Below are 17,777 nucleotides of genomic sequence, written 5' to 3'. Positions count from 1 at the left end.
TCAACTTTATAGAAAGTTGACACTATTTTTTGTAACTTAATATAATTTAAAAACTTACTTTAAATAATCTCCATCTTCAAGAACTATATGACCACTTTCATAGTTAGCGCCATCAACAGTAAGCTTTATTTGTTCAACATTCATGTTCTTTATGTAAGTACGTGCAACTGAATCAAGCATTAAAGTTTCTGCATCACTACCTAAGTTTGATTTTGTAAAATCAGAGTTAACATCTAATATACCAGTTTTTACGCCATCAATATCTTTTGTAGTAAATGAATTTAGTTTTGCAGATTCTGGAATTACTTTAAGCTTTTGAAGCTCAGCAAATAAAGTGTTTTCATCAATTTTTTCTAAATTAACCTTATTTTCAATTAAATCTGTTTTGTCTACATCAAAAGAGTAAATAACAGCAGACTCCGTCTTCTTTTCTTCCTTTGGAGTTGATGCAGATTTTTTATTAGGAACTTCTTTTTCATCATTATTTTCGTTATTGCTTTCTTCTTTTGGTTGCTCAACATTTGTATTATTTTTAGTTTCTTTTTTAGTTGCTTCATTTTGAGCATTGCTACATCCAACCGCCAATATAGATATAGATAATATACTTAACACTAACATTATTTTCTTATTTTTCATAAAAATTACTCCTCTCTAAGATACTATTCTTATATATAATTATAATCGTTATGACTGAATATATGAATACAAAATAGTAACAAATTTAAAAAATGATTTATTTAAATTAATTAAATACAAAATAAACTAAATTTTAGTCATTTTTATGGGAAATCATTTAATGTATAGAGAAAATATTGTAAAATAAAAGTAGTGTTTTTAAAATAAATATAAGTTATAATTATATTATAAAAAAATGTCTTCAAAAGGTGGGAATAGTATGGAAATTTTGAGCTTAGGAGAAAAGATTAAGAAATTAAGAAAAGAAAAAAATATGACATTGAAAGAGTTAGCCGGAGATAGGATAACAGCAGCACAAATAAGCCATATAGAGAGAGATAAATCTCATACTAGTTATGAACTGTTGGAATATCTGGGTGATAAGCTAGATGTAAGCGTGGAATATTTATTAGAAACAAAAGAAATGCAGTCAAAAAAGATAACAGATAATTTAATACTGCAAAGTGAAATTTATATAAAAGAGAATGAGCTAAACAAGGCTGAGGACCAAATAAAAGAAGTTTTAGATATATGTAAGAGATACGATTTAATGGAGAACTATGGCAGATGCAATTTTCTTATGGCTAATATTAACTTAAAAAAATCTAATTACAATAATGCTATAGAAAACTTCGAAAAGGCTTTATATTTCTTTATAAAAAACAATGATAGTGAAAACATACTAAAGTGCTATTTAAACATAGGAAAGATATATATGCAGGAAGACTTTTATAAAGGTGCGATAAGTCACTTTAATTTTGCAGAGGAAATTTTATCAGAGAGTAAGTTTGAGGATATTAACATATATAAGGAATTATATAGTAAGATGGCATATTGTTATATAAAATTAGATAATCCAAATATGTCATTAAAGTACATAGATAAAATAAATGAAATAGATAATAAAAATGATAGAAAAGAAGATGTCGATATTTTGGTGTTAAAAGCAAATAACATGCTTGAGATTGGAAAATATGAAGAATCAAAAGAGTATTTTAAAAAAGCACTAAAAATACTTGAAAATGAAGATAATAAAACTGGAATAGCAAATGTATACTTAACAATTTGTGATGTTTATAGAAAAATAGGTGAGACAGATAGAGTTCTTGAGTATTCTCAAAAAGTGTACAACATAAAGAAAAATGATGAAGACGAATATATGATGTCAGGTTTATTCAAGATAATAGAAGCGTACATAGATAAGGAAGATTATGATTTAGCTAGAAAATATTGTAAAATAGCTTTAGCATCATCAATAAAAAATAAAAACAAGTTTAATGAGTATAAAGCATTAAAATTCTATTCTAATATGTATAAGAATCAAAATGAAATTACTCTTGCTATTGAGTATTTAATTAAATGTATAAAAATAGTATCAGACTTAGGTAATAATAAGATATTAGCGAACTTGTACATAGACTTAGGACAATTATATTCAAGCATATCAAAAGAGAAAGAATTAGAATACTACCAAAAGGGAGTATTTATGTATAAAAATTTAGAGATAATGTAAGTATAATAAACCTATAATAGTATAGATACAATCTATAACAAGCAAGATAATATCTATGATAAAATATAAATTGTATGAATAATTTTAAGGAGATGAATCAAACAATGAGTATAAAAATAGATGCTAGAGGGCTTGCTTGTCCTAAACCAGTTATAAATACAAAAAAAGAATTAGATAATATAGAAGAAGGTATTGTAGTTACAACAGTTGACAATGAAACAGCAAAAGAAAATATATTAAAACTTGCTAAATCTTTAAATTGTGAAGCAAAGATTGTTGATGAAAAAGAAAATTTAATTTCTATAGAAATTAAAAAAGGCAATAATATTGTAGCTCAAAAAGAAGAAAGCGAACTAGAAGATACATGTGTATTTATATCTTCAGATAAGATGGGATTGGGGAATGATGAATTAGGACAAGTATTAATAAAAGGATTTATATATACTTTAACAGAATCAAAGCCATATCCTAAACATATACTTTTAGTTAATGGAGGAGTAAAATTAAGTGCTGAAAATGAAGCAACTATAGAAAATCTTAAAATACTTGAAGATGCAGGCGTAGAAATTTTATCTTGTGGAACTTGTTTAGATTACTATAATTTAAAAGAAAAATTACAAGTTGGCTCAGTTACAAATATGTACTCTATAGTTGAAACATTAAAAAATGCATCAAATACTATTTCTATATAATGTATGCTTGTTTAACAATATAAAGTCAATAAGAGATATTAAACTAAAGAAAAGTAGATAGTCAGAAAGGATTAAGCAATGAATCAAATGTATATAGTATCGTTTAATTCGACACATCATGCAATAAGGTCAGAAAAGCTATTTGGTGAAAAGGGTTTAAAAGTAATGGCTCTTCCAACACCAAGAGAAATAACAGCAAGCTGTGGAATATCAATTAAATTTTCTTTTGAAGATATTGAAAAAATAAAGGCAATTTTAGTTGAAAATAATGTAGATATAAAGGGAATTTATTGTATAAGTAAATTAGAAGATGGCTCAAAGGAAGCAAAGAAGTTAGATTAGGAGGCTAATTATTTATGCCAATGGATTTAAAAATAGGGGATATTGTTGAATTGAAAAAACAACATGCATGTGGATGTAAAGAGTTTGAAATCGTAAGAACTGGAATGGATATAAAGATAAAATGTACGAAATGTTCAAGGCTAATAATGCTTGATAGAGAGACATTAGAAAAGAGAGTAAAAAAGCTAATAAAAAAATGATATAAATTTAACATTTAAAAAATGTCAAATACCGTATATTAATATCCAAATTTTTGGTATAATAGAAATTGAAGAAAACATTTTCATGGGGGTGCTTTAATTATGGCAGTTAAATATGCAAAAAGAATGGAAGGTTTACAAGGATCTGAAATACGTGAGCTTTTAAAACTTACTCAACAACCACAAATAATATCTTTTGCGGGTGGAATGCCTGCTCCAGAGTTATTTCCAGTTGAAGAAATGAAAAAAGTATCAGTTGCAGTGCTTGAAGAAAATGGAAGATCAGCTATGCAATATACTACAACAGAAGGATATGAACCATTAAGAGAAAAAATAGCAGCTAGAATGAATGACAAAAACCAAACTAATGTAAATAAAGATGATATATTAGTTACAAGTGGTTCTCAACAAGGTCTAGATTTTGCAGGAAAAGTATTTATTGATGAAGGTGATGTAATTTTATGTGAAAGCCCATCTTACATAGGAGCTATAAACGCATTTAAATCTTACCAACCTAAATTCATAGATGTTCCAACAGATTCTAATGGAATGATAATGGAAGAACTAGAAAAAATACTAGAAACAACTGATAGAATAAAAATGATTTATGTAATACCTGATTTCCAAAATCCAACAGGAAGAACTTGGCCACTTGAAAGACGTAAAAAATTCATGGAAATAGTAAATAAATATGAAATACCAGTAATAGAAGATAATCCATATGGAGATTTAAGATTTGAAGGAGAAACTTTACCATCTTTAAAATCAATGGATACAAAAGGATTAGTAATATTCTTAGGAACTTTCTCTAAAATATTCTGCCCAGGATACAGATTAGGATGGACTTGTGCTTCTGCAGAAATACTATCTAAATTTAACTTTGCAAAACAAGGTGCAGACTTACAAGCATCAACTATATCTCAAATGGAAGTAAGCAAATTTATGGATATGTATGACTTAGATGAACACGTTGATAAAATAAAAGCTGTTTATATCAAACGTAGAGATGTAATGCTTAAGACTATGGAAGAAGAATTCCCAGAAGGATTAGTATTTACTCATCCAGAAGGTGGATTATTTACATGGGTAGAGCTTCCAAGTAATTTAAATGCTAAAGAATTAATGCCAAAATGCTTAGAAAAGAATGTTGCTTATGTTGCTGGAGGAGGATTCTTCCCTAATGGTGGTAGAGAAAATACTTTCAGACTTAACTATTCAAATATGCCAGAAGAAAAAATAATAGAAGGTATCAAAAACATAGCATCAGTTTTAAAAGAAGCTATGGGTGTTGAAGCTTAATTAAAAATAATAACTTATAGATATATTATGAGGGATGGCGATTGCCATCCCTTGTTAATTTAAAAAATATATTTCACCTTATATTAAATATTAAAATTTGTCCAAAATTTAAATTGACATAAATAAGAAAGAATGATAAAATGTGTAGGTATGAGATTTTAGTCTCATTTCTCTGCTCTAAGAGTGTAGAGCCGTTAAGTCCAAAGGGAGGTGAATTATAGTGAGAAATTATGAATTAGTTTATGTAGTAAAGCCAAACTCTGATGAAGAAACAAGAGAAGCTGTACTAAACAAAGTTAAGGAAGTTGTTGCAACTGAAGGAGAAATAGTTAAAGTTGATACTTGGGGAACTAAAAAATTAGCTTATCCAATAGCTAAGTTTACAGAAGGTTTCTATGTGTTAGTTAACTTCAAATCAGCAGTAGACGTTCCTAAAGAAATAGACAGAAACTTAAAGATAAATGAAAACGTAATAAGACATATGATAGTTGTTGCTTAATAACTAGTTTTATTATAAAAAATAGGTGGTGTTTTTATGAATCAAGTTGTATTAGTGGGAAGGTTAACTAAAGACCCTGAATTAAGATACATCCCAGGTACAGGAACACCAGTGGCATCATTTACAATAGCCATTGATAGAGACTATGTAAAAAAAGATGGATCTAAAGAAACTGATTTTATACCTGTTGAAGTAATGGGTAAATCCGCTGAATTTTGTGCCAACTACATAACTAAAGGTAGATTAGTTGCACTTCAAGGATCGATAAGAGTAGACAATTATCAGACACAATCAGGTGAAAAAAGAACTTTTACAAAAGTAAGTACTAGATCAGTACAAGCTTTAGATAGCAAGAATAAATCGGAAAATTCATATAAAGAGAGTGCTCCAGCTTTTGAGCCAAGCTTTGAACCTCAAGGGTTAGACCCACAAGGTTTCCAAGCTATAGATGATGACGATATACCATTTTAAAAAGGAGGGAAAAAAGTCATGATGAATAAAAAAAGACGTAAGAAAAAAAGAGTTTGTCAATTTTGTGCTGACAAAAACGCTAAAATAGATTACAAAAGTACTCAAAGATTACAAAAGTATATAACTGAAAGAGGAAAGATATTACCAAGAAGAATATCTGGAACTTGTGCTAAGCATCAAAGAGAATTAACAGTTGCTATAAAAAGATCAAGAAATATAGCACTTTTACCATATACATTAGATTAAAAAATGAGCCTTGTGCTCATTTTTTATTATAGATATTTATATAAGTAAATGAGACGAGCTATAACGCTCGTTTTTTTGTTTATATACTTAAATATATTATTATTTATGATATAATATTATATATTAAGGAGGGTTGCAAACGTGAAAATAGATAAAGGTTCTGAGATAACAAGAAACATAAAGATAATAGAGTGGATGAAAACAGAAATATTAATGAGTGTAAGTGATTTGTTTAACTTATTATTTAAAGGGGTAAAACCTTTAGATGAGGCAATTCAAGATACTCTAGCAAATATAATAATGATAACATATCTCTTAGCAAAGAGATTAGGAATTAGTTTTAGAGATGTGGATTATAAAGTCAAGGAAAAAATAAAAATTGGTATAGAGGAAGACCATAGCGTTGAAAGATGGTATGGAGATTTATCTAACTTAAAAAAACATATGGATAATAGGGAGTGATATTAAATTGAATAATAAAATTAGACTATCTAAAGCCATGCCTATAATAGTTTTAGCTATAATAATTGCTTTAGTAATAGCCTATATTCCAATGCTAGGAATGTTTAGTATATTAGCTGCTGTCCCATATGTAATTATAGGTGCCATTACTGATAAAAAGTATTCTTTTTTATCTATTTTGATTACATTTTGTGTGCTAATTTTATTTGCAGACATTTCGTATGCATTAAATATATGTATAATGTATTCTTTGCCAGGTATAGCAATAGGAAAGATGCTAAAGAGAAGTTTTGAGCAAGAAGATAGCAATAAATTTGAACCAATATATGGAGGAACAATAATATTTGTGCTTGCAATGGTTGTGTATTTCTTTGTATTGAAGACATTTTTAAATGTAAATTTATTAGATGAAGTTGCTAAAATGATAACGGAAATCGTAAATATTCAAAAAAATAGTTTTTCTGCAACTGAGCTTAAAGTATTTGATAAAATGAAGCCAGATGAAATTGTAAGTTATTTTACAAATATGCTACCGATGATGTTATTCCTACAAGGTTTATTATCAGCATTTGTAACATATTATTTAAGTGTATTCTTTATTAAAAGAATTACAAATTTGAATATAAGATTTCCTAAATTTGCTGACTTTTATTTACCAGGAAATGCTATAGTCACAACTTTTTTACTTTATTTATTAGTCTTATTGATTGAAATTATTGGTTCAAAATTATATACAGAATTAATAATGACTAATTTACAGCTAGTTTTTAACTTAATGTTTGTAATTCAAGGAATAGCAGTTTGTATTTATTATTTAAAGAAATGGATAAGACAAGGACCAAATAAAATTATGTTTCTTTCAGGGATAATTTTATGTTTATTTGGATTTATGGGAATATCTTTTGTTGGTATGGTAGATAGTATAATTGACTTTAGAAAGGTGAGAAGTTATAAATCCACTTAGGAGGATAGAAATGAGTAATAAACAAACCTTTAAATTAAATATGCCAGAAATAAATTTATATATAATTATTATTGGTATTTCTAGTATAATTTTGCTTTATTACAACTTGTATGTAGGGTGTTTATTTTTCTGTATTTTTGCATATATGGTTTTTCACAATTGGAGAACAACTAATATTAGACGTCATGAATGGACAGAGTATATTCAAAATTTATCTTTAGATATAGATGAAACAACTAAGAAAGCTATAATAAATCTTCCAATACCACTATGTATTCTAGAATTTGATGGAAATATATCATGGTATAATGGAAAGTTTTATGATATGATTGGTCAAAAAGATTTACTTGATAAAAATATAGAAGATATAGTTAAAAATCTTAATTTAAGAAAAGTATTAAATGAAAATAAAGAGATGTACACTGAAATAAACTATAAGGAAAGAGAATATACAATAGTTTATAATGTTATAAAAAATGATCAAGAAAAGAATCCTAAATATTTAATGATATTATACTGGATAGATAAGACAGAATATTTACAAGTAAAACAAGATTATGATGATGAAAAAGATGCAATGATGTTAATACAAGTAGATGGATATGATGAAGTATTAAAAAGTGCAGCAGAAGATAAGAGAGCTTTAATTAATGTTGAAGTAGAAAAAATACTTTCTGCTTTAGAATTAAATTCAAATGGTGCTTTGAGAAGGACTTCAAAAGATAAATTCTTCTTGGTAATGCATAAAAAAGAGCTAAAAAAATTAGAAGCTGAGAAGTTTTCTATTTTAGATACAATAAGACATATTGATTATGGAAATAATCTTCCTGTTACAATAAGTATAGGAATTGGTATAGATGGAGATACATTAAATGAGAACCTAAAACTTGCTACAGGTGCTCTTGATTTAGCACTTGGTAGAGGAGGAGACCAAGCTGTTGTAAAGACAAAAGATAAGTTTGTATTTTATGGTGGAAAATCTAAAGCTGTAGAAAAGAAAACAAAAGTAAAATCTAGACTTATAGGTCATGCTCTGAGAGAGGTTATACAAGAAAGCGATCATGTTTATATAATGGGTCATAAATATCCTGACATGGACGCTATGGGAGCTGCAGTTGGGGTTTATGATATATGTAAATCTTGCAATAAGACAGCAAATATAGTTTTACAATCTGTAAATGAATCTATAGAGATATTTATAAACAAAATAAATGAAAGTAATTATTATAAGAAGTTGTTTATTGGAAAAGAGGAGGCTATTGATAACTGTACTAAAAATACACTAGTTGTTGTAGTTGACACTCATAGACCTAATTATACTGAATGTGAAGAACTCTTAAAGTTATCAGAGAAGGTAGTAGTAATAGACCATCATAGAAGAGGTGTAGAGTTTATAAATGATGCAGTGCTTTTATTCCATGAAATATATGTATCTTCAACCTGTGAAATGGTTACAGAATTAGTTCAATATATGGATGAAGAGGTAACAATCAATAAACTTACAGCTGAAGGTCTTTTAGCAGGAATAAGCTTAGATACTAAAAACTTTGCATTTAAAACAGGTGTTAGGACATTTGAAGCTGCTTCTTACCTTAGAAAAGTTGGAGCAGATACAATAGAAGTCAAGAAGTTTTTTAATTCTGACGTAAAAGATTTTATAATAAAAGCTGAAATAATTCAAAGTACGAAGATAATTAATAATAGAATATGCCTAGCATATTCAAGTACAGAAATAGATAGTATAAACGTTATAATAGCTCAAACTGCTGATGAGCTGTTAAATATAAAAGAAGTAGAAGCCTCCTTTGTATTAGGAGAAAAAGATGATACTATATTTATAAGTGCAAGGTCTTTGGGGCAAATAAATGTACATGTACTTATGGAGAAATTAGGAGGCGGGGGACATATAGATATAGCTGGTGCACAGTTAAAAAATGTTTCTCTAAAAGAAGCTTACAAGATAGTAAATAAAATAATAGAGGAGTATTTAGAGGAGGAAGAATAGATGAAAGTTATATTATTAAAAGACGTAAAAGGAACTGGTAAAAAAGGGGAAATGAAAGAAGTAAGTGATGGATATGCAAGAAATTTCTTATTTCCTAAAAAAATGGCTGTGCAAGCAGATAGTGTAGCAATCAAAGAATTAAATGAAAAGAATAAATCTAAAGAAATAAAAGCTCAAAAAGAATATGAAGAAGCTGTTTTATTAGGAAAACAAATGGAAGAAATTAATATAGAAATATATTCAAAATCAGGTGAAGGTGGAAGATTATTTGGTTCAATAACAGCCAAAGATATAGCTGAGCAATTAAAGAAACAAAAAGATATAGATGTAGACAAAAGAAAAATTTTATTAGACGAACCAATAAGAACTTTAGGTTCAACATTTGTAGAAATAAAAATACATCAAAAAGTAACTACTAAAATAAGAGTAGATGTAAAAGAAAAACAGTAATAACTAGAGGTGATAAAGATGGAAGACATGACGAGAATTCCTCCTCATAGTGTAGAATCAGAGCAATCAATATTAGGTTCTATACTGCTAGATAAAGATGCTATAATAACAGTTACAGAAACCATAAGGCCTGATGACTTCTATAAAGAAGCTCACAAAATAATATATGAATGTATGATAACTTTAAGCAATAAAGGTGAGCCTATAGACTTAATCACATTGACAGAAGAGCTAAGAAAACAAGGGCATCTTAATGATATTGGAGGAATCAGTTATATTACAAGTCTTTCTACAATAGTGCCAACAACTTCAAATGTAAAATACTATGCTGACATAGTAAAAGAAAAGTCTGTACTTAGAAAGCTTATAAAAGCATCTAATGAAATAATAAATCTAGGATATAGTGGAGCAACAAAAATTGAAGATGTTTTGGAACAAGCTGAAAAGAGGATATTTGATATATCACAGGAAAAAACTAGTGACGATTTTAAATCTATAAACTTAGTTTTGATGGATGCCTATGATATGATAGAAAAATTATATACCAATAAAAGCGATGTAACTGGTATAACTACTGGTTTTAAAGATTTAAATAAAAAAATAAATGGTCTTCAAAGAACAGATTTAATATTAGTTGCCGCAAGACCTGCAATGGGTAAAACTGCTTTTTCTTTAAATTTAGTACAAAATGCAGCTTTAAAAGGAGATGCTTCTGTAGCTGTATTTAGTTTAGAGATGTCCAAAGAACAGTTAGTACAACGTATGTTATCTTCGCAATCTAGTGTAGAATTAAAAAAGATAAAGACTGGAACACTTAATGATAATGATTGGCCTAGGATTATAGATGCAATGGCAGTACTGTCAGATGCAAAAATACACATCGATGATACTCCTGGTATAAAAATATCAGAATTAAGGTCAAAGTGCAGAAAGTTAAAGATAGAAAAAGGTCTAGATTTAGTGCTTATAGATTACCTTCAACTTATGGAAGGTGAAGGTAATAATGAAAGTAGACAACAAGAAATATCTAAAATATCAAGGTCATTAAAAGTATTAGCAAAAGAATTAAATTGTCCTGTAGTAGCATTATCTCAGTTATCACGTGCACCAGAGCAAAGAGCAGACCATAGACCTATGTTATCTGATTTAAGAGAATCTGGAGCAATTGAGCAGGATGCAGATATAGTTATGTTCTTGTATAGAGATGAATACTATCATGCTGATTCTGAGAGTAAAAATATAGGAGAAATAATAATAGCAAAAAATAGACATGGCGAAACTGGTTCTGTAGAACTAGTTTGGCTTGGTGAAGTTCAAAGATTTGGGGATAAGTTGAGAGACCTATAATTTAACTAATATCCACAGAACATCCTTTCTTTCTACAGGAAAAATGTGGATACATGTCACTAAATATGTCTAAACCTTGAAATTTAGCTAAAAAATTATCCACACTATCCACAGATAGCCTGTTGATAAGTGTGAATAAGTAGATAAAGCAAGCTTTTGGCTTGCTTTATCTGTGTATAAATGTTAATTATTAGGAGGAATAATATGGAAAAAATAAGCTTAAAATATATATATCCCAATATAATTAAAGTACTTGATGAAATAAACTTATTTAGGATAGTTGATAGTAATTTAAAAGAATCAATTGTTGTTTATGCTAGTATTGCGGACAATCAATATTATATAAACATGACTAATACAAACTTTGGAAATATAATTAACATATGTAAATTAGAAAAACTTTTAGACGTGGATAAGTTTATAGAAAAAGTTATAAAAAATAGCACAGAAATTAAAGAAATAAATGACTTTTCAAAAATAGAAGAGTATCTGTTAAATATTGGAGAAAGCTAAAAAAGTTGAAAAAAATACGAATATTTGATAGAATAAATAAGTAAAGCGTTCGAGAGTATATAAAATATAGAGGTGAATTACATGAAAACAGTTGCAATTGTTGGTTCTCAATGGGGAGATGAAGGTAAAGGTAAAGTTATCGATTATCTTGCTACTCAAGCAGATGTAGTAGTAAGAGGACAAGGTGGAAATAATGCAGGGCATACATTAGTTGTTGAAGGTAAAAAATATGCATTACACTTAATACCATCTGGAGTTTTAAATCCAAAGACAGTGAACATAATCGGAAATGGAATAGTATTTGACCCTAAAGGATTCTTAGAAGAATTAGAAATGTTTAAAGCGGATAATATAAATACAGAAAACATAAAAATTAGCGATAGAGCTCATGTTATATTCCCATACCATAAAGAGCTAGATGCATTATCAGAAGAAGCTAGAGGCGATTTAAAGATAGGTACGACAAAAAAAGGTATTGGGCCTTGCTACATGGATAAAACAGAGAGATCTGGAATCAGAATATGTGATTTAATGGATAAAGATAAATTTGCTATAAAATTAAAGGCTCAGATAGAAGCTAAAAACAAATTAGTTAGAAACATATACGGAAAAGAAGAATTATTTGATTTTGAAGCTATATATAATGAATATATTGGGTACGCAGAACAAATAAAAAAATATGTAGCAGATACATCAGTTATTGTATATGATGCGGTAAAAGCAGGTAAAAAAGTTTTATTTGAAGGAGCACAAGGTACTTTATTAGACCTAGACTTAGGAACTTATCCATTTGTTACATCTTCTCATCCAATATCTGGAGGATTTGCTATTGGTGCAGGTATAGGACCAAATATGATAAAGGATGTTGTTGGTATAGTAAAAGCTTACACTACAAGAGTTGGAGAAGGTCCATTTGTTACAGAACAAATAAATGAGACTGGTGATAAGATAAGAGAACAAGGGCATGAATTTGGAGTAACTACTGGTAGACCAAGAAGATGTGGGTGGTTTGATGCTGTTATAGTAAAATATGCAGCTAGAGTTAATGGATTAACTAGTATTTCATTTATGCTATTAGATGTGTTAACTGGATTTGACAAAATTAAAGTTTGTACATCTTATAAAATGGGCGATAAAATAATAACAGATTTCCCAGCTTCGTTAGATGATTTAGCAAAATGTGAACCTATATATGAAGAGTTAGATGGATGGAATGAAGATATAACTCAAGTAGACAATTTTGATGACCTTCCAGAAAATGCAAAGAAATATATTGCTAAAATAGAAGAGTTGATTGGAGTAAGTGTAGATATGGTTTCTGTTGGACCTAATAGAGCTCAAACTATAATAAGAAAAAACATATTTGCTTAGTATCTTAAGTAAGTGATTTAAATTATAAATGATTAAAAAAAGAGTATCTCAAGATAATGTTTATAATTATTAGAGATGCTCTTTTATATTGAGCTAAAATTATTTATGTATATTTTAAATAAAATTAAGGACGAATTTATACCCTAAATTAGATGTCTTATTTAGAAGATTTTGTTGAAAATCAATGATTCCATATTATTTTAATTGTATGCTAAAAAAAATAAAAAAACTGTTGACTAAAAGTTATACAGCAGTTATAATATAACTTGTGAGTGAAAGAAACGACGAAAAAAGTCGAAAAAAATATGGTCTATTAGCTCAGTCGGTAGAGCACCTGACTTTTAATCAGGGTGTCCCGCGTTCGAGTCGCGGATAGATCACCAAATCATGGCTCGTTGGTCAAGAGGTTAAGACACCGCCCTTTCACGGCGGTAACAGGGGTTCAATTCCCCTACGAGTCACCAATATGGGACTATAGCTCAGCTGGGAGAGCACCTGCCTTACAAGCAGGGGGTCACAGGTTCGAGCCTTGTTAGTCCCACCAGTTTTTAGATGAAAAATACTATAGATGCTGGTGTGGCTCAACGGTAGAGCAGCTGACTTGTAATCAGCAGGTTGTAGGTTCGATTCCTATCACCAGCTCCACAAAATACATAAATGTAAATTAATATAATTTTCTATGCCACAGGATACTTTTAGGTATCTTTTTTTAATTGCGTCAAAAATTAATTGTAATTATAATTAACTTTTTAAAATATTATACAATATCATAGTTTTAGAAACATAGTCTATAAATGCACTATAATAAATTTAAATAATACAATATATTAAGATATGATATTAATATATAAAAAATTACAAACTAGATAAAGGTTTAGTATATTAAAAGGTATATTAGAAATATAATTAGAAAAACTGAAAGGACAGTATGATTATTTAGTATAAGTTTTAAACAGAGAAGCAAGTATATTCTTACCTCTCTATTTAAAAATAAAAAAATGTTTTTTAAGGGCTACTTTATTTGAATCTCTCCCATCTCAAATCATCTCCAGTAAATTCTAAAATTCTAAACTTGTCTAAAATCCTAGATAGAATTCTTTGAGTATAAGTATTTCCTATTTGAGATGGTGTTAAGTTGGTTGATATAATAATTTTTTTACCAGTAACAAGTCTTGTGTTTACAATATTGAAAATCTCTCCACTAGTAAAAGAATTATTAAGTTCAGTACCAAGGTCATCTATTATTAATAAATCACAATCAAACAAGTTTTTATAATTTTCTTCACTTATTTGATTGTTTGGGTCTCTTCTAAATTTATAGTCTTCAAGAATATCTAAAATTCTAAAAGAAGTTTGATAGATTACAACATTACTTTTGTCTAACAATTCTTTTGCAATACAGTTACACATGTATGTTTTACCTAGTCCAGTAGAACCATAAAACAATAGGTTTTCATTATTATCCACCTTAAAGTCATGAACAAAATTTTCGCAGATACTTAGATTATTTAACATGTTTTCTCTTGGAGAGATTTCTCCATCGGGACTCTTCTTAGGAGAAAATATATTCAAGTTAAAATTCGAAAAATTTTCCTGACTTAAAATTCTATCTAAGTTAGACATTTTATAAGCCTCATTTACAATTTCTTGTTTTAGACAAGAGCATTTTTCACCATTAGGTAAAAATCCTTTGTCTTTACAAGAGTCACATTGAAACTTTATTTCTAAGTAATCAAGAGATATATTATTTTTAAGTAAAAGTTCTTCTTTTCTCAATTTTAAAGATTCTATAGTTTCCTTAGACTCATTTACAATTTCATCTTTAGATTTAGGATTCAAAAGAACTGTTTTAGCTAAGTTAAGACCTATTTTAGAAATCTCATCATCTATAGATTTTATCTCAGGAATCCTATTATAGACTTCATTTTTTCTATGTTCTAAGAGTAGTTCATTTTTATCTCTTTTATTGGCATATTTAGCCAGTATTTTTCTTATTTTATCTTCATTCATTTAATCACCTACTTAAACTTTTCTTTTTGACTTTTTTTAATAATTTCATCGAGTTCATCAGATGTATATTGAGTAAATGTTTCGTTGAAATTATGAAACTTAGTTCTCTTGTAAGTATTGTTGTTTTGAGTAGTATTAATCTGCTTTTTATTAATATTCTCCTTAACTATACGTTCTTCCTCTTTTTGCTTTAAATCATTTAAATTTTTTATATTTTTTTCGTGCCAATTTTTAATTATTCCATTTATATAAGATATACTTGGGTTTGGTATATTCTTAGATTTAGAACATGCATTTACTATTAAGTCCATATCCATGTCAAATTTATCAAACCAAGCATCCATAAGTTCTTTTTCTGATTTCGTTGCTTGTCTTGAAAATCCCAATTCATTGAAAATAGTTTTATATAAAATATATCGTTCGCTTCTAATTAAGAAGCTGTCTTCAACATCTTTTGGGGTATATAAATTTGAATCATACCAGTTTCTAATAATGCCTTCGATGTATTTAACTGGTTTAGATGTACCAGTTTTATCTTTAACATATTCATAAGCACAAAGTATCATATCAGGGCCCATGTTGTATTTATTCATTACATCCATAATACTTATTTTTTCGCTTGGGTCAAGATATCGACCAACTATTTTATTTATAGAATTGAACATCTTTCTAATACTTGGATTTTCAGAAGTAGATACAACTTTATCTGTATTAGATTTTACAGATGAATTATTACCTAATATATTTTCGATATAGAAATTCTTTAAATCTAAAAATTCTATTGAATAATTAAAATTATCAGATTCTCCATTGTCATGTATTTTTATAATCTTTTTTTCTTCCCAGAATTTCCAAGCAGATAGTACATCAGACAAAGGTATATTTAGGTTCTTGGCTATTGAGCTATTGTCAAACTTAGGATTAGAAGTAATATCACATGCCTGTCTATAGCCTAAAAGATAAACTTTTACGTATAACCCGTCCGCCATTGGCATAAATATATCTATAAAGATATTGGGAATAGTGATTTCACCTAAATCTATTTCATTGCTTTCTTTGAAAAACATTTTATCACCTCAGATTAAATTATATCATTTTTTGTATTACATTTGGTTGTAAACAAATAAAAGGTCATAAGATTAGCATGTAAATATTTTCTAAAAGTATTCATTTTAAAAAGGAGGAGATATTTTGGTTATAAAATTCAACCAAAAAGTAAGAAGAACATTATCAGTAGCAATTTTATTTATGGTACTAATAATAGGTTGCTTCATAGAAAAGGATGACAGTTTAGAAGCATACAAAGAAAAATCTAATTCAAAGATAAATCAATATAATATGGATGTTATATTTGATGATGAAACTAAGAGGTTAATGTGTAATCAGAGTGTTGAGTACATAAATAATACAAAATCAAATATGGATAAAATATATTTCCATATATATCCGAATGCTTTTTCTAAAAAAGAATTTGCTCCTTTTGAAAAAGATGAGATGACAAGAGCCTATCCTAATGGATTCAATGAAGGATATATAGATATAAAAAACATACTAAATAATAGTAGTAAAATGGAATATAAAATCAAAGGAGATAAAAATGATATATTAGAAATAGAATTAGGAAAAGAGTTAAAGCCAAATGAAAGGGTATCACTGGATATAAAATATAATGTAAAAATACCAAACTCAGTGGGAAGATTTGGATATGGAGAAAACACTATAAATATTACTAATTGGTTTCCTATAGCTTGTGTTAATGATGAAAGAGGATGGAATATAAAGAGTTATGAAACTATTGGAGACCCATTTTATAGTGAAACTAGTGATTTTCATGTGAAACTATTGATTCCAAATAAGTATAAGATTGCTCATACAGGTAAACTTGTTAATGACAAACATGATAACAAGAAAATGTTGTATGAAATAGAGGCTGAAAACGTTAGGGACTTTGCGTTTATATTAAGTAGTAAATTTGATGTAAATAAAGTAGATTCAAAGGGAGTAGCTATTAGTACATACAATTTAAATAAGAAGCTTTCTAGCAGAGCAACAGAGATTGCAAAAGATTCAATAAATATATTTAGTGAGTTGTTTGGCAAATACCCATATAAAGAATATTCTGTTGTAGCAAGTGATTTCTTTATAGGTGGCATGGAATATCCTATGCTTGTTATGATAGACCAAAGCTTATATAATGAAAAAAATGAGTTTTTGCTTGAGTATGTTATAGCACATGAAACAGCACATCAATGGTGGTATTCTGCTGTTGGAAACGATGAAATAAGTGAACCTTGGTTAGATGAAGCTCTTACTGAATACTCTACAATAGTTTATTTTGAACAAAAATATGGGAAGGAAATGGCAAATAAACTTATAAAAACTATGCAAATACAAACAAAGAGTTATTTGAGTGAAAACATATTTAAACCATCAAATGAGTATAAGAATTCTACTGAATACAGTTTAAATGTTTATACAAAAGGAGCAACAGCTTTTAATGAAGTAAGAAAAGAGGTTGGAGATAAGGTATTCTTTGAAACACTAAGTGAGTATTATAATAAATACAAACATAAAAATGCTAATGGAAGAGCCTTTGTAGAGTTATGGAACAGTAAAGGGGTAGATATAAATAAGATTATAAGTGAATACAAGTAAATTTCGTACAGAGTATTAAATTTTATTTAATACTCTGTTTTTTTGGTATAATATAATTTATAA

The 17,777-nt window shown here is 28.2% G+C and carries 19 protein-coding genes and 4 tRNA genes; 20 read left to right on the top strand and 3 right to left on the bottom strand.

Annotation, left to right across the window (positions count from 1 at the left end; translation table 11 throughout):
- Positions 1 to 54: 54 nt before the first annotated feature.
- Complete coding sequence (locus KGF52_RS03445; RefSeq protein ID WP_227839147.1) at positions 55 to 636, bottom strand: GerMN domain-containing protein; 582 nt, start codon at positions 634 to 636, stop codon at positions 55 to 57.
- Positions 637 to 895: 259 nt separating this feature from the next.
- Here KGF52_RS03445 and rstA point away from each other — a divergent pair, with 259 nt between their 5' ends.
- The 19 genes from rstA (at position 896) to KGF52_RS03350 (ending at position 13,694) form a co-directional block, all read left to right on the top strand.
- Positions 896 to 2,188: a toxin production/motility transcriptional repressor RstA gene (gene rstA, locus KGF52_RS03440; protein ID WP_227839146.1), complete on the top strand. Its 1,293-nt coding sequence runs from the start codon at positions 896 to 898 to the stop codon at positions 2,186 to 2,188.
- Between the two features lie 104 nt (positions 2,189 to 2,292).
- Positions 2,293 to 2,880, top strand: coding sequence for a sulfurtransferase-like selenium metabolism protein YedF (gene yedF / locus KGF52_RS03435; RefSeq protein WP_227839145.1), 588 nt, complete (start codon positions 2,293 to 2,295; stop codon positions 2,878 to 2,880).
- A gap of 78 nt (positions 2,881 to 2,958) precedes the next feature.
- Positions 2,959 to 3,222, top strand: a complete 264-nt coding sequence (locus KGF52_RS03430) for a DUF3343 domain-containing protein (RefSeq protein ID WP_227828574.1) — start codon at positions 2,959 to 2,961, stop codon at positions 3,220 to 3,222.
- Positions 3,223 to 3,236: 14 nt separating this feature from the next.
- Entirely contained in the window at positions 3,237 to 3,422 is a 186-nt protein-coding gene (locus KGF52_RS03425; RefSeq protein ID WP_054275506.1) for a DUF951 domain-containing protein, read from the top strand.
- Positions 3,423 to 3,524: 102 nt separating this feature from the next.
- A complete protein-coding gene (locus tag KGF52_RS03420) occupies positions 3,525 to 4,721 on the top strand; it encodes a PLP-dependent aminotransferase family protein (RefSeq protein ID WP_227828575.1) in 1,197 nt (398 codons plus the stop codon).
- Between the two features lie 220 nt (positions 4,722 to 4,941).
- On the top strand, positions 4,942 to 5,220 hold the full coding sequence (rpsF, locus tag KGF52_RS03415) for a 30S ribosomal protein S6 (RefSeq protein WP_227436544.1): 279 nt from the start codon (positions 4,942 to 4,944) through the stop codon (positions 5,218 to 5,220).
- Between the two features lie 36 nt (positions 5,221 to 5,256).
- Positions 5,257 to 5,691, top strand: coding sequence for a single-stranded DNA-binding protein (locus tag KGF52_RS03410; protein ID WP_227436543.1), 435 nt, complete (start codon positions 5,257 to 5,259; stop codon positions 5,689 to 5,691).
- A gap of 18 nt (positions 5,692 to 5,709) precedes the next feature.
- Positions 5,710 to 5,937, top strand: a complete 228-nt coding sequence (gene rpsR / locus KGF52_RS03405; protein WP_021386573.1) for a 30S ribosomal protein S18 — start codon at positions 5,710 to 5,712, stop codon at positions 5,935 to 5,937.
- A 141-nt stretch (positions 5,938 to 6,078) separates the two neighbouring features.
- On the top strand, positions 6,079 to 6,399 hold the full coding sequence (locus tag KGF52_RS03400; RefSeq protein WP_227436541.1) for a MazG-like family protein: 321 nt from the start codon (positions 6,079 to 6,081) through the stop codon (positions 6,397 to 6,399).
- 7 nt (positions 6,400 to 6,406) lie between these two features.
- On the top strand, positions 6,407 to 7,363 hold the full coding sequence (locus tag KGF52_RS03395; protein WP_227828576.1) for a YybS family protein: 957 nt from the start codon (positions 6,407 to 6,409) through the stop codon (positions 7,361 to 7,363).
- Positions 7,364 to 7,373: 10 nt separating this feature from the next.
- Positions 7,374 to 9,368, top strand: coding sequence for a DHH family phosphoesterase (locus KGF52_RS03390; RefSeq protein ID WP_227828577.1), 1,995 nt, complete (start codon positions 7,374 to 7,376; stop codon positions 9,366 to 9,368).
- Complete coding sequence (gene rplI / locus KGF52_RS03385) at positions 9,369 to 9,818, top strand: 50S ribosomal protein L9 (RefSeq protein WP_227828578.1); 450 nt, start codon at positions 9,369 to 9,371, stop codon at positions 9,816 to 9,818.
- A gap of 18 nt (positions 9,819 to 9,836) precedes the next feature.
- Entirely contained in the window at positions 9,837 to 11,165 is a 1,329-nt protein-coding gene (gene dnaB / locus KGF52_RS03380; RefSeq protein WP_227483326.1) for a replicative DNA helicase, read from the top strand.
- 204 nt (positions 11,166 to 11,369) lie between these two features.
- The gene (locus tag KGF52_RS03375; RefSeq protein ID WP_227839144.1) at positions 11,370 to 11,678 is read left to right on the top strand and encodes a hypothetical protein; all 309 of its coding nucleotides are present in this window, start codon (positions 11,370 to 11,372) and stop codon (positions 11,676 to 11,678) included.
- 81 nt (positions 11,679 to 11,759) lie between these two features.
- Positions 11,760 to 13,049: an adenylosuccinate synthase gene (locus KGF52_RS03370; RefSeq protein ID WP_227828580.1), complete on the top strand. Its 1,290-nt coding sequence runs from the start codon at positions 11,760 to 11,762 to the stop codon at positions 13,047 to 13,049.
- Positions 13,050 to 13,356: 307 nt separating this feature from the next.
- A tRNA-Lys gene (locus tag KGF52_RS03365) sits at positions 13,357 to 13,432 on the top strand.
- 6 nt (positions 13,433 to 13,438) lie between these two features.
- Positions 13,439 to 13,513, top strand: a tRNA-Glu gene (locus tag KGF52_RS03360).
- Positions 13,514 to 13,517: 4 nt separating this feature from the next.
- Positions 13,518 to 13,593: transfer RNA gene (locus KGF52_RS03355), tRNA-Val, on the top strand.
- Positions 13,594 to 13,619: 26 nt separating this feature from the next.
- A tRNA-Thr gene (locus KGF52_RS03350) sits at positions 13,620 to 13,694 on the top strand.
- 372 nt (positions 13,695 to 14,066) lie between these two features.
- Here KGF52_RS03350 and KGF52_RS03345 read toward each other — a convergent pair.
- Complete coding sequence (locus KGF52_RS03345; protein WP_227828581.1) at positions 14,067 to 15,059, bottom strand: ATP-binding protein; 993 nt, start codon at positions 15,057 to 15,059, stop codon at positions 14,067 to 14,069.
- An 8-nt stretch (positions 15,060 to 15,067) separates the two neighbouring features.
- Positions 15,068 to 16,126 (bottom strand): DnaD domain protein, encoded by a 1,059-nt coding sequence (locus tag KGF52_RS03340; RefSeq protein ID WP_227839143.1) that lies wholly within the window; start codon positions 16,124 to 16,126, stop codon positions 15,068 to 15,070.
- A 124-nt stretch (positions 16,127 to 16,250) separates the two neighbouring features.
- Between KGF52_RS03340 and KGF52_RS03335 the strand changes: the two genes are divergently transcribed.
- On the top strand, positions 16,251 to 17,714 hold the full coding sequence (locus tag KGF52_RS03335) for a M1 family metallopeptidase (RefSeq protein WP_227839142.1): 1,464 nt from the start codon (positions 16,251 to 16,253) through the stop codon (positions 17,712 to 17,714).
- Positions 17,715 to 17,777 lie beyond the last annotated feature (63 nt).

It is taken from the genome of Clostridioides sp. ZZV15-6597 (assembly GCF_020657815.1).
Taxonomy (GTDB): domain Bacteria; phylum Bacillota; class Clostridia; order Peptostreptococcales; family Peptostreptococcaceae; genus Clostridioides.
This window is presented reverse-complemented; position numbering and strand designations above follow the sequence as displayed.